This is a genomic window from Streptomyces sp. NPDC015131, from assembly GCF_043079975.1.
GTDB lineage: Bacteria > Actinomycetota > Actinomycetes > Streptomycetales > Streptomycetaceae > Streptomyces.
In genome coordinates this window covers 1,279,265-1,291,492 of sequence record NZ_JBIBVB010000001.1, presented here as the reverse complement: position 1 = coordinate 1,291,492, position 12,228 = coordinate 1,279,265, and the positions used below count along the sequence as shown (strand labels likewise).

10 protein-coding genes and 3 pseudogenes are annotated in these 12,228 nt (G+C 72.4%); 6 read left to right on the top strand and 7 right to left on the bottom strand.

The genetic code is table 11. The features are described from left to right. The 4 genes and pseudogenes from ACF08D_RS05365 to ACF08D_RS05350 all read right to left on the bottom strand — a co-directional run. The coding region (locus ACF08D_RS05365) for an isocitrate/isopropylmalate family dehydrogenase (protein ID WP_392221220.1) at positions 1 to 239 on the bottom strand (239 nt) is incomplete at its 3' end. Positions 240 to 317: 78 nt separating this feature from the next. Continuing rightward, a pseudogene (gene leuD / locus ACF08D_RS05360) lies at positions 318 to 899 on the bottom strand (3-isopropylmalate dehydratase small subunit); the annotation flags it as partial. A 6-nt stretch (positions 900 to 905) separates the two neighbouring features. Further along, the gene (gene leuC / locus ACF08D_RS05355; protein WP_392221166.1) at positions 906 to 2,330 is read right to left on the bottom strand and encodes a 3-isopropylmalate dehydratase large subunit; all 1,425 of its coding nucleotides are present in this window, start codon (positions 2,328 to 2,330) and stop codon (positions 906 to 908) included. An 809-nt stretch (positions 2,331 to 3,139) separates the two neighbouring features. After that, positions 3,140 to 3,319, bottom strand: a pseudogene (locus ACF08D_RS05350) (enolase C-terminal domain-like protein); the annotation flags it as partial. A 268-nt stretch (positions 3,320 to 3,587) separates the two neighbouring features. Here ACF08D_RS05350 and ACF08D_RS05345 point away from each other — a divergent pair. Next, positions 3,588 to 4,256 carry a hypothetical protein gene (locus ACF08D_RS05345; protein ID WP_392221165.1) on the top strand — a complete coding sequence of 223 codons (669 nt, stop codon included), beginning with the start codon at positions 3,588 to 3,590 and terminating at the stop codon, positions 4,254 to 4,256. Between the two features lie 91 nt (positions 4,257 to 4,347). On the opposite strand, the gene ACF08D_RS05340 is transcribed toward ACF08D_RS05345, so the two are convergent. After that, on the bottom strand, positions 4,348 to 5,544 hold the full coding sequence (locus ACF08D_RS05340) for a benzoate/H(+) symporter BenE family transporter (protein WP_392221164.1): 1,197 nt from the start codon (positions 5,542 to 5,544) through the stop codon (positions 4,348 to 4,350). A 338-nt stretch (positions 5,545 to 5,882) separates the two neighbouring features. Here ACF08D_RS05340 and ACF08D_RS05335 point away from each other — a divergent pair, with 338 nt between their 5' ends. Next, a complete protein-coding gene (locus ACF08D_RS05335; protein ID WP_392221163.1) occupies positions 5,883 to 6,407 on the top strand; it encodes a helix-turn-helix domain-containing protein in 525 nt (174 codons plus the stop codon). Positions 6,408 to 6,468: 61 nt separating this feature from the next. Here the strand turns inward: ACF08D_RS05335 and ACF08D_RS05330 are convergent. Together ACF08D_RS05330 and ACF08D_RS05325 are read right to left on the bottom strand one after the other, a co-directional pair. Then, positions 6,469 to 6,941 (bottom strand): annotated as a pseudogene (locus tag ACF08D_RS05330) (hypothetical protein). Between the two features lie 30 nt (positions 6,942 to 6,971). After that, the gene (locus ACF08D_RS05325) at positions 6,972 to 7,937 is read right to left on the bottom strand and encodes a pirin family protein (RefSeq protein ID WP_392221162.1); all 966 of its coding nucleotides are present in this window, start codon (positions 7,935 to 7,937) and stop codon (positions 6,972 to 6,974) included. Between the two features lie 124 nt (positions 7,938 to 8,061). On the opposite strand from ACF08D_RS05325, the gene ACF08D_RS05320 reads away from it, so the two are divergent. The 4 genes from ACF08D_RS05320 to ACF08D_RS05305 all read left to right on the top strand — a co-directional run bounded on the left by ACF08D_RS05320 (position 8,062) and on the right by ACF08D_RS05305 (position 12,228). Next, positions 8,062 to 9,687 (top strand): alkaline phosphatase D family protein, encoded by a 1,626-nt coding sequence (locus tag ACF08D_RS05320; protein WP_392221161.1) that lies wholly within the window; start codon positions 8,062 to 8,064, stop codon positions 9,685 to 9,687. A gap of 78 nt (positions 9,688 to 9,765) precedes the next feature. Beyond that, positions 9,766 to 10,233, top strand: coding sequence for a hypothetical protein (locus tag ACF08D_RS05315; RefSeq protein WP_392221160.1), 468 nt, complete (start codon positions 9,766 to 9,768; stop codon positions 10,231 to 10,233). Between the two features lie 34 nt (positions 10,234 to 10,267). Continuing rightward, the gene (locus ACF08D_RS05310) at positions 10,268 to 11,689 is read left to right on the top strand and encodes a chloride channel protein (protein ID WP_392221159.1); all 1,422 of its coding nucleotides are present in this window, start codon (positions 10,268 to 10,270) and stop codon (positions 11,687 to 11,689) included. Beyond that, the gene (locus ACF08D_RS05305; RefSeq protein WP_392221158.1) at positions 11,686 to 12,228 is read left to right on the top strand and encodes a potassium channel family protein; all 543 of its coding nucleotides are present in this window, start codon (positions 11,686 to 11,688) and stop codon (positions 12,226 to 12,228) included. The genes ACF08D_RS05310 and ACF08D_RS05305 overlap by 4 nt, the downstream gene beginning before the upstream one ends.

Sequence of the window (12,228 nt, the reverse complement as noted above, 5' to 3'; positions counted from 1 at the left end):
TGGTCGAAGGCGAACCGCAGCTTCAGCAGCAGCCCCCGCTCCAGCACCCCCGACGGCACCGACGGGTCACCGATCGCCCCCAGCAGGATCGCGTCATGCCCCTTCAGGGACTCCAGCTCCGCGTCGGGAAGGGTCTCCCCGGTCCGGTGCCAGCGCCGGGCACCCAGGTCGTACTCCCGGGTCTCCAGCTTCACATCCTGCGGAAGGACGGAACGAAGGACCTTCAGGCCCTGGGCCACGACCTCCTGGCCGATGCCGTCACCGGGGATGACGGCGAGGTCGAGGACGCGGTCGAGGGCGCGCGGCTCGGGACTCCGGGTACGGGGCTTGTGGGCCGGGCGCTTGGCCTCGTAGGCGGCGATGTCGGCTTCGTTCTGGAGGGTGATGCTGATGTCGTCGAGGCCGTTCAGGAGCCGCCAGCGGGCGTTCTCGTCCAGTTCGAAGGCGGCGGTGACGCCCTGGGCGCGGACCTCGCGGGTGGTGAGGTCGACGGTGATCTCGGCCTGGGGGTCGGACTCGGTCAGCGCCCACAGGGCGTCGACGACATCCTGGTCCAGGACGACGGTGAGCAGGCCGTTCTTCAGTGAGTTGCCGCGGAAGATGTCGGCGAAGCGGGAGGAGATGACGGTCTTGAAGCCGTAGTTCTGCAGGGCCCAGACGGCGTGTTCGCGGGAGGAGCCGGTGCCGAAGTCGGGGCCGGCGACCAGGACCGTGGCGCCCTGCCGCTCGGGACGGTTGAGGACGAAGTCGGGGTCCTTGCGCCAGGCCTCGAACAGGCCGTCCTCGAAACCGTCGCGGGTGACCTTCTTCAGCCAGTGCGCGGGGATGATCTGGTCGGTGTCGACATTGCTGCGGCGCAGGGGCACGGCGCGGCCGGTGTGGGTGGTGAAGGCTTCCATGATGGCTCAGACTCCGGCGGTCGCGGGGGCTTCGGTCAGGTCGGCGGGTGAGGCGAGGTGGCCCAGGACCGCGGTGGCGGCGGCGACCTGGGGGGAGACCAGGTGGGTGCGGCCGCCCTTGCCCTGTCGGCCCTCGAAGTTGCGGTTGGAGGTGGAGGCGGAGCGCTCGCCGGGGGCGAGCTGGTCGGGGTTCATGCCCAGGCACATCGAGCAGCCCGCGTGCCGCCATTCGGCCCCGGCCTCCTTGAAGACCTTGTCCAGACCCTCCTCGACGGCCTGCAGGGCGACCCGGACCGAGCCGGGGACGACCAGCATCCGTACGCCGTCGGCGACTTTGCGGCCGTCCAGGATGCCGGCGGCCGAGCGCAGGTCCTCGATGCGGCCGTTGGTGCACGAGCCTACGAAGACGGTGTCGACGGTGATGTCCCGCAGCGGCTGCCCGGCGGTCAACCCCATGTAGGTGAGGGCGTTTTCGGCGGCCAGGCGCTCCGATGCGTCTTCGTACGAAGCGGGGTCGGGGACGTTCGCGGAAAGCGGCGCGCCCTGGCCGGGGTTGGTGCCCCAGGTGACGAAGGGCGCCAGCTCGGCGGCGTCGATGACCACCTCGGCGTCGAAGACGGCATCCTCATCGGTGCGCAGGGTCTGCCAGTAGGCGACCGCCGCGTCCCAGTCCGCGCCCTCGGGCGCGTGGGGGCGGTCCTTGAGGTAGGCGAAGGTGGTGGCGTCCGGGGCGATCATGCCCGCCCGGGCCCCGGCCTCGATCGACATGTTGCAGATCGTCATCCGCGCTTCCATCGACAGCTTCTCGATCGCGCTGCCCCGGTACTCCAGCACATACCCCTGGCCGCCACCGGTGCCGATCCTCGCGATGATCGCCAGGATCAGGTCCTTGGCGGTGACGTCCTCGGGCAGCTCACCCTCGACGGTGATCGCCATCGTCCGGGGCCGGGCCATCGGCAGCGTCTGCGTCGCCAGCACATGCTCCACCTGCGAGGTACCGATACCGAAGGCCAGCGCCCCGAACGCACCATGCGTGGACGTGTGCGAGTCGCCGCACACCACGGTGGTGCCCGGCTGGGTCAGCCCCAGCTGCGGCCCCACCACATGCACCACACCCTGCTCGACATCACCCAGCGAGTGGATGCGGACACCGAAGTCCGCGCAGTTCTTCCGCAGCGTCTCCAACTGCACCCGCGACACGGGATCCGCGATCGGCTTGTCGATGTCGAGCGTCGGGGTGTTGTGGTCCTCGGTCGCGATGGTGAGGTCGAGCCGCCGCACCTGCCGGCCGCTCTTGCGCAGACCGTCGAAAGCCTGCGGGCTGGTCACCTCGTGCAGCAGGTGCAGATCGACGAAGAGCAGGTCGGGCTCGCCTTCGGCGCGCCGGACGACATGATCGTCCCAGACCTTCTCCGCAAGTGTCCTACCCATCGCTTTCCCTCCGGCCGACGTGGTGCTGTCACCCGGAGGACGCTAGGCGTGCCCCTCCCCGCACCGTCCTCCTTCGGTCCTCGCCACCCGAGACACGGCCCGCGGCCCCGCCTGTCGCTGCACGGCAGCACGTGCACCAGCTCCGCCGGCAGCCAGAGAGGTTCCAGTCAAGATTGCTTGTGCATGACGACTTCTTCCGCGGGATGACGAGCGCACCAGTGGCGCTACCAACAGAAGAGTCCCGCTAGCGGCGCCTACGAGCCAGAAGCGCCAAGACAATGATGAAACCGATTCCCACGACGGTGAAGACCAACCAAGGAGGGAAGGGACCCTCCGGCTTGTCGCGAGCCAACAGCACGACTTCGTTCCAGAACATACGGTCTCCCCTCCTGAAGGTGCCGCCCACGACCAGCAGCACCCGGTCCTCCAACGGCAGCTTCCACAGCCGGCCTCGACCTGCCGAAGACACCGATGACTCAGACCAACGCGAACTCAGTACCTACGCGGTTTCCGCAGCGTGCGCAGCTCCGGTGACGAGCAGCTACGGAGCAGCCCTTATGCGCCGATGCGCCGGACCGGATGAGGCCCTGGCCGGAGCGGCATGGGTCCTACGGTCACGCGGTTTGCCAACACCCAGCCGTCCGACCCGCCCCGGCGAGGCCTCTTCGCGGACGACCAGTGCGGACGAACGATGCTCCCACGGCGCCGCCTACTACCGTGAGCCGTTGCCCCAGGTGCGCATGGAGTTGCGTGTGCCCGGGGGCTGGCGGATGAATCCGGTGTCGGTGCCGGCGAGGGCGGTGCCTACGGGTGAAGCCGGGGAGCGCGGCGAGGACGACGTTGACCGCGCGGCCGATGCTGGTTTCCAGCATGCCGCCGCATCAGACGGGGACGCCGTGGGCGCGGGCGATGTCGTGGATGCGGCGGGCTTCGAGGTAGCCGCCGACGCGGGCGGGCTTGATGTTGATGACCGAGCAGGCGCCGAGCGCGGTCGAAGAGGTCCCCGGACGGCACCCGTCGAGGGTCTGCTCCTCGCCCTCCCCCACATCCCCCTGAGCGAGCTGGGTGCGCAGCATCGCCGCCAGCTGGCCCAGGACACCCTGCGGGTGAGGGCGAGCAGGGTGACGCCCGTCTCCCTCACGACCGGCTCCAGCCCGCCTGACGCACTGTCAGCCGGGCGGCCCCCGGGGTACACCGGTACACCACCGTGTGTGAGGCTGACCCCGACACCGTTTTCAGAGGGGGACCTGTACGACCATGCACGCACCGAGCCTTCCCGAGGACCTCGAATCCCCCGCCCGCCTGTGGGCACGCGCCGTGACGTTCGCCCTGGTGGAGGGCGCCTGCGAGGACGGCACCGGGGAGCATGCCCTGGACGAGCACGGGCTGTGGTGCCACTCCACCGGCGCCTGCGGCTGGTGGCGGCTGACCGTCCTGGACGATGGGCGCGCCGTGTTCGTCGGCCAGGACCCGGACGGCAGCCGCACCCACATCGACGGCGAGCAGATCGACTTCCTGGCCGGCGGCCCCGAGTGGCTGCCCTGGGAGCAGCTGCGCGACGACGCCCGGGGCAACCTGTTCGGCTTCGTGTACTGGTGGGACGACGGTTCCTGGCACCGCATCGCCTACCCGGAGCGGCTCGGCGACGACGGCCTCGACGGCGCCGCACCGTGGGTGGGTTCGGAGGAGGAGTTCCGGAGCCTCGCTGCTGTACTCGCCCACGCCGAGGACACCATGACTCCGGAGCAGGAGAAAGCCCTCCACGGGGCCCTCACCGGGTTCCGCGAGCGCGCCGAGGAGCGCACCGTCGACGAGGCGGCGGTGGCAACCCTGTTGGCCGCGCTCCTCCCCGGAGGCGTACCCCTCGAGCGGCTCGGCGCCGCCCTGGACCTCGCGGTACGCGCCGGCCTGACCCGGGCGACCTGAGGCTCCGCGAACGGCCGGATTTCGCCACCCTGGGCATCGGTGCGGCCCCGCACCACCGGGGACAACGCGGTCTGCGGCCCCTGCGGCAGGTTCAGCCGCCGGGCACGCGGCCGGGCCCGGTGCGCCGCAGGCGGCCGCGCGTCACCGCCAGGGTCAGCGCTCCGGCCAGGACGCCCCAGAACGCGGAGCCTATGCCGAGCAGGGTCACTCCCGACGCGGTCGCCAGAAAGGTGATCACGGCTGCCTCCCGCGACCCCTCGTCGGCCAGCGCTGAGGACAGCGAGCCGCCGATGGCCCCGAGCAGCCCGAGCCCGGCTATGCCCAGGACGAGGGCGACGGGCAGCGCCGTCAGCAGCGAGCTCACGGTGCCGCCGAAAACGCCCACCACGAGGTAGAACACCCCGGCCCAGACGCCGGCCAGGTAGCGCCGGCCGGGGTCCTCGTGGGCCTCGCGTCCGGTGCAGATGGCCGCCGTGATGGCCGCGAGGTTCAGCGCGAAGCAGCCGAAGGGTGCCAGCAGCACATTGACGGCACCGGTCGAGCCGATCAGCGGCGAGACGGGCACCCGGCCGTAGCCGGCGCCCCGCAGTACCGCGACGCCCGGCAGATTCTGCGAGGCCATCGTCACGACGTACAGCGGCAGCGCGACGCTGATGATCACCTGCCAGGAGAACACCGGTGCGGTGACGACCGGTTCGGCGATGTCGAGGCGGATCCCGGCCGGACGCAGCGAGCCTTGCGCCGCGGCGACGGCGACGCCCACCGCGAGCGCTCCGACGATCGCGTACCGGGGCGCGAGCCGCCGGCCCGCCAGGTAGACCGCGAACATGGAGAAGACCACGGCGAAGTGGCCCTCCATCCGGGCGAACAGCCCGGTCCCGAACTGTACGAGGACTCCGGCCAGAAGCCCCGCCGCCAGAGGCACCGGGATGCGGTCCATGACCCTTTCGAACCAGCCCGTCAGGCCGCTGAGCAGGATCAGCCCGGCCGAGACGGTGAAGGCACCGACGGCCTGACCCATCGTCACCCCGTCGAGTCCGGCCACCAGCAACGCGGCACCCGGGGTGGACCAGGCCGTGACCACCGGCGCCCGGTAGCGCAGCGACAGAGCGATGCAGGTGCTCCCCATACCGACCCCGAGGGCCAGCATCCAGGAGGCGGTCTCCTCGGGCCCCGCACCGGCCTTCTGCGCCGCGGTGAAGACGATCGCGGCGGAGCTGGCCACTCCGACCAGGACCGCGATCAGGCCGGCCGTGACAGCGGAGGGCGGCGCGATCCGGCGCAGCACGTGACGGTCTCCACCCGAGCGACCGCCGGTCGCACCGGCCTGCGAGCGATGACGAAGTGACGGCAAGGAAGGTCCCATCCGTCAGACGTGGCAGTTCCGCGGCGGTCGCCGGAAGGACGGTCCGGGGGGCACCTGCCGCCGACCGGACCCGGGCACCCCGGCTGCGGCGAGGCAGCGGGCCACCTCTTGGCTGCGTATCGGCAGGGGAGCAGTGCGGGGCGAGGTCATATCCACTCCTGGAGCATCACCAGCGTTCCGTATACAGAACACCTCGTTCGTGAAACGTTAGGCCGCGGGCATAGCCGCAGTCAACGCCGGACGAGGATCGGAGGAGCGCCGTGGGGCTGGCGGACCAGGTGGGTCACCGTGTGAGGGAGCTGCGCAAGGAACAGGGCGTGTCGCTCTCGGAGTTGGCGCGGCGCTCCGCGATCGGCAAGGGCACGCTGTCCGAGCTCGAGAGCGGACGGCGCAACCCCACCCTGGAGACCCTGTACGCACTGACCCGTGCGCTCGGAGTCCCTCTCAGCGGTGTCCTGAGCGCCGCCGACCCGGCCAGGATCTCCGGCGAGGCCGTGGACGCGGTGCTCATGGACAGAACGGAGGACGCCGACGCCGTCACGGAGGTGTTCCGGATCCGGATCCGGGCCGACGCGCTCCAGGAATCGGCCGCGCACGCCCCGGGCACCGAGGAACGCATCGTCGTCCTGACGGGCACCGCGCGCGTCGGCCCGGCCTCCTCCCCCCTCCTCCTGCACGCGGGCGAGCAGACCGCATGGCCCGCCGACGTCCCCCACGTCTACGAAGCCCCCTCCGGAGACGCCGAAGCGGTCCTGTTCGTGCGCTATCCGGTGCAACGGCACTGAGCGGCGACGTCGCGGGTACGGGCTCACGGAACACGCCGGCGTGTGCGCGTGATCCCCTGCTCTAGCGAACCGGGCCGCGTTCGTCGACGATCACGGTCGGCTCCGACAGGAAGACATCCCGGTCTACGGGTCCATAAGCGATGTTGAACGTGTCGAGCCAGTATGACCAACCGCGGATTCCCAGGGCGCTGGAGAACCGGTAGTTCAACTGCCAGCGGACCCACTGCCCGGGAAGCAGTCGAACTGCCGGTGGCCTGCGCGGCCGAGGCGGCAGCCCGAAGAGTGGCTTCACACGAGCGAGCACCTCAGCCGATCGCCTTCGTCCCGCAGGCTGACATCGACTTCGCGGAAGTCCTTCCGACTGGCACGTGGCTCGAAGCCGTCACGTTCGGACATCTGCACGAAGTGAGCAGACTCGGAGGGCACCTCAGCCAATGAGAAGCCGACCGGCGCCCCGTTCCGGCAGGCAGCGGCCTCACCACCCCGGGACTGCTTCGTCCAGGACGTCCTGATCCACTGCACCGTGATGTCCACCGCACCTGCCCTTCCCCCAAGAGCTTACGGTCAGCGGACGCGGCCCCGCGGTTTCAGGGCCACCGGGGGGAGTTCGGGGGCCGGGAGGCGGCCGCCGGCGTAGCCGTGGACCTCGCCGAAGCGGGTGCCCGTCGTCCAGTCGGCGCGGGCGCGTTCGATCTCCTCGTGGGAGCGGCCGACGAAGTTCCACCACATGACGATCTCCTCCTCGAACGGTTCGCCGCCGAGGAGCATCAGGCCCGCGTCGGACTCGGCGCGCAGCGGGAGGGAGGTGCGGCCGCAGCCGAGGTAGAGCATCGAGCCGGGCAGCACCGGGACGCCGTCGACGTGGGCCTCGCCGGACATCGCCAGGACCGCGTACTCGAAGTCGGGGTCCAGCGGCAGGTGCGCCCGGGTGCCGCGGGTCAGCGCCAGGTCGGCGCCGACCAGGGGGCTGTACGTGGTGCCGGGTGAGCGGGCGCCGTCCAGCTCGCCCAGGATGACGGTGGCCGTCAGGCCGGGTGCCGTGACGTGCGGCAGCGCGGCGTGGTGCTGGAAGTGCGGCTCGACATGGCGGTGGGCGTCGGGCAGGGCCACCCACAGCTGGGCGCCGTGCAGGTGGCGGGAGTGCGCCCGGGGGCTCTCCTCGGAGTGGGAGATCGCCCGCCCGGAGGTCATCAGGCCCAGTTCGCGGGGGCGTACGGTCTGGAGGCTGCCCGTGCTGTCGCGGTGCAGCACCTCGCCCTCGTGCAGCCAGCTGACGGTCTGGAGGCCCATGTGCGGGTGGGGCGGGACCTGCATGCCCGGTTCGCCGGCGATGTCGTCGGGGCCGTAGTGGTCGACGAAGGCCCACGCGCCGACCATCCGGCGGCCGAGGTTGGGCAGCAGGCGGCGTACCTCGGTGGACTCGCCGAGCGGGACCCGGCGGGGGCTGAGGAGCTCGCGGACCGGCTCCGCGACGACGAATCCCCGGCCGCCGCAGACGGAGGGCGCGGCCTGACGATCAAGGTTGCTCATACGGCACAACCTACTGGTCACGGCGGGAAGGGTGTGAGGGTTTGTCAGTCCTGGTGCACGGATGGGCACACCACCCGTATGCCGGGCCAACAAGCGCACATAAAGCGGGCATATGACGTGCCATATGGACACTCATCTTCCCGAGCTCCGCGCCGCCGCCCGGCGCATGGGGCGTCGTCGCTTCCTCACCGTGGCCGGTGCCGCGGCCGCCCTGGCGTTCACCACGCACCTGCCCGCCGCCGGTGCGGCGGGCCGTTCCGCGCTGGACGCCCGGAAGATCGCCGCGAACCCGTTCACCCTGGGGATCGCCTCCGGTGACCCGTCGCCGGACTCCGTCCTGCTGTGGACCCGCCTGGCGCCCAGCCCCTACGAGCCGGGCGGCGGGCTGCCGGCGCAGCGGGTGGAGGTGCAGTGGGAGGTGGCGCACGACGAGCGGTTCTACGCCGTCGTCAAGAGCGGTACCGCCACGGCCCACCCGGAGTACGCCCACAGCGTCCATGTGGAGGTGCCGGGGCTCGACGAGGACCGCTCGTACTACTACCGCTTCCGCGCGGGCACCTGGATCAGCCCGGTGGGCCGGGCCCGTACGGCTCCCGGCCCGGCCTCGTTCTGGGTGCCGTCCCTGAGCTTCGCCGCCGTCGCGTGCGCCGCCTACTTCGACGGCCACTACACGGCGTACCGGCATCTGGCCGCCGAGGACGTGGACATGGTGGTCCACCTCGGGGACTACATCTACGAGTACGGGGTCGACTCGGCCGGCGGCCACCGCGGCTACACCGACCGCACGCTGCCCGCGCACTTCAACAGCGAGACGGTCACCCTCCAGGACTACCGGCTGCGTTACGCGCTCTACAAGAGCGACGCCGACCTCCAGGCCGCGCACGCGGCGCACCCGTTCGTGGTGACGTGGGACGACCACGAGACGGAGAACAACTACGCGGGGGCGGTGCCCGAGAACGGCGTACCGCCCGAGGAGTTCCTGCTGCGCCGCGCCGCCGCCTACCGCGCCTACTGGGAGAACCAGCCGTTGCGTCCCCCGCAGCGGCCGGACGGCCCGGACATGCGGCTGTACCGGCGGCTGTCGTTCGGGCGGCTGGCGCAGTTCGACATCCTGGACACCCGCCAGTACCGCTCCAACCAGGCCCAGGGGGACGGCTGGCAGAGGCCCGGGCCCGAGTCGCAGGACCCCTCGCGCACCATGACCGGCGCCGCGCAGGAACGCTGGCTGCTCGACGGGTGGAAGGCGTCGGACGCGGTGTGGAACGTGGTGCCGCAGCAGGTGACCTTCGCCCAGCGGCGCGACACCCCGGCGGCGGACTACCGGCTGTCGATGGACGCCTGGGACGGCTACCCCGCCTCCCGCAAGCGGCTCCTGGACGGCGCGACCGCCGCGGGGATCGGCAATCTGATGGTCCTGTCCGGCGACGCGCACGTCGGCTACGGCTTCGACCTCAAGGCCGACTTCGACGACCCGGCCTCCCGGGTGGTCGGCACGGAGATCTCCACGACGTCGGTCACCAGCGGCCGGGACGGCGCCCAGAAGCCCGGCAACTGGATCAGCCTCACCCAGGCCAACCCGCACCTGAAGTTCTACGACGGGCGCCGGGGCTACACCGTGGTCCGGCTGGGCCAGAGCGTGGCCGAGATCGACTTCCGGACGGTCTCCTCCGTCACCACCCTCGGCGGGACGATCAGCACGGCCGCCTCGTTCACGACCGGTACGGGCGCGCCCGGCCTCCAGCCGGCGTGACGGGGTCCGGCGGCGCGCGGTTCACCCGTTCGGCACCATCCACGGGCAGACCGGCGCCGCCCGGCTTTGCATGGGGCCATGGGCGACCTCACCTCTCCGATACGGCAATGGCGGCGCCGGCCGCCCCGCGTGGCTCTCGTCCTGGTCCTGGCGTCGGTGCCGGTCTGGCTGACGGGGTGCTCCGCCGACGCGCCGTCCCCCCGGGAGCGGGAGCGGGCGGCGGCCGGTTCCCTGTGCGAGGACCTGGGGGCGCTGCGGATGGACGCCGGCCGGCTGCTCTCGGTCGGTCCGCGCTCCGAGGGCCGGGAGGAGATGCGGGACCTGCGCGAGGAGGTGGCCCACGACCTGGACCTGGTGACGCGCGGTGCGAAGGGGGTGCGCGCGGCGCGGACGCGGGCGGTGTCGGACGCGTACGACAGGGTCGTCCGGGCGATCGACGACCTGCCCGGCAGCGCGACGGGCGCCCAGGCGGCCCTGCTGGTCCGGCCGCATCTGGAGGCCCTGGACCGGGCCGTCGCCGCCTCGCAGGCGTCTGTGAAGTGCTGAAGCCGGACGACGTGCCGCACGGGGAGGGCGCCCGGTGACCTCACCGACCGACGACGGGGCCGACGGGACGGGCGGGGGCAGCGGGGCCGCCGGGGCCGGCGGGACCAGTGGGGCCAGTGGGACCGGCGGGACCGGTGGGGCGCCCGAGCCGCTGCTCCAGCGGGGTTACGCCCGGCTGCTGCTGGTGTCGGTCCTGGTGGGCATCCCCATCGCGCTGGCCTGCTTCCTCTTCGTCGCCCTCCAGCACGAGCTTCAGCACGCCGTGTGGACCTCGCTGCCCGAGGCGGCCGGCTACGCCGAGCCGCCGTGGTGGTGGGGGCTGCCCGCGCTGCTGCTGGCGGGGCTGCTGCTGGCGCCGGTCGTCACCCGGGTGCCGGGCCGAGGGGGGCACCTCGCGGCCCATGGGCTGGCGAAGTCGCCCAGCGAGCCGGTGGCGGTGCCGGGCGTGGTGTTCGCCGCGCTGGCGACGCTGCCGCTGGGAGTGGTGCTGGGGCCGGAGGCCCCGTTGATGGCGCTGGGCAGCGGGCTCGCCCTGCTGGCGCTGCGGCCGGCGCGGCGCGCGGCGGACCCGGCGGCGGCGAGGGTGCTGGGAACGGCCGGTTCCACCGCCGCCATCTCGACCATCCTGGGCGGTCCGCTCGTCGCCGCCGTCCTGGTGATCGAGGCGGCGGCGCTGGCCGGGCCCCGGCTGGTGGCGCTGCTGCTGCCGTGCCTGCTGGCGAGCTCGGCGGGCGCCCTGGTCTTCACCGGCTTCGGCCGCTGGACCGGCTGGGACACCGGGGCGCTGGCGCTGCCCGAGGTGCCGGCGGCGCAGAATCCCGACGCGGGTGACTTCCTGTGGGGCCTGCCGTTGGCGGTGCTGGTCGCGGTGGTGGTGTCGGCGGGGCACCGGCTCGGTGAGCGCACGGCCCTCTGGACGGCGCGCCGCACGGCGGTGCGGACGGTGGTGTGCGCCGTGGCGGTGGGGGTGTGCATCACGGCGTACGCGCTGATCAGCGGGCGTTCCCCGGCGGAGGCGGCGCTGTCCGGCCAGGCCACGCTGGGAACCCTGGCCGCCGATCCGCATGCCTGGTCCGTGGGGGCCCTGCTGGTGCTGGTGGTGTGCAAGACGCTGGCGTGGGGTGTGTGCCTGGGCAGTATGCGCGGGGGGCCGATCTTCCCGTCGGTGATGATCGGCGCGGCGGCCGGGCTGGCGTGCGCGGGGCTTCCGGGGTTCGGCGCGGCGCCGGCGCTGGCGGCCGGGATGGCGACGGCCACCGCGGCGGTCACCCGGCTGCCGCTGGCGAGTGCCGTGCTGGTGGTGCTGCTGCTGGGGCAGGACGGCCGCGACCAGATGTCGCTGGTGGTGGTCTGCGCGGTGGTGGGCTTCCTCACCGGGCGGCTGGTCGCGGTGAAGGCCGGTCCGGTCGGGGTGAAGGCCGGTCCGGCCGAGGCGGAGGGGGCGGGGGCGCGATGACCGGGCGGGTGCGGCGGCGGGTGCCCGAGGGGCGGGTGTGGCCGGTGCTGCCGGCGGCGGTGATGGTGACGGGCTTCTTCCTGCTGCCGCTGGACCATCTGGGGCCGCACCGCCCGGTGCTGAGCTGGTCGCTGTTCGCCGTCACCCTGGTCCTGATCGCCCTGCTCCTGCTGCGGCAGGTGACGGATGTGGTGGTCGCCCGGCCGGGCTCGCGCCCGGCCCTGGTGATCCCGCTGCTGATGTGCCTGTCCGTGCTGGTGTTCGCCGCCGCGTACTACAGCCTGGCCAAGCAGCCGGGCGAGTTCGCCGGCCTGGTCACCCGGCTCGACGCGCTCTACTTCACGCTCGTCACGCTGGCGACCCTGGGATTCGGCGACATCACCCCGCGCGGGCAGGCGGCCCGGCTGGTGACGATGCTTCAGATCCTGTACAACTTCGTCTTCCTCACCGCCGCGGCGACCGCGCTGGCCCAGCATGTACGGGGCCGGGTCGGCGAGCGCCGCGGGCGGCGGCCGGACCGCGGGGCGGCCGGCGGGTGA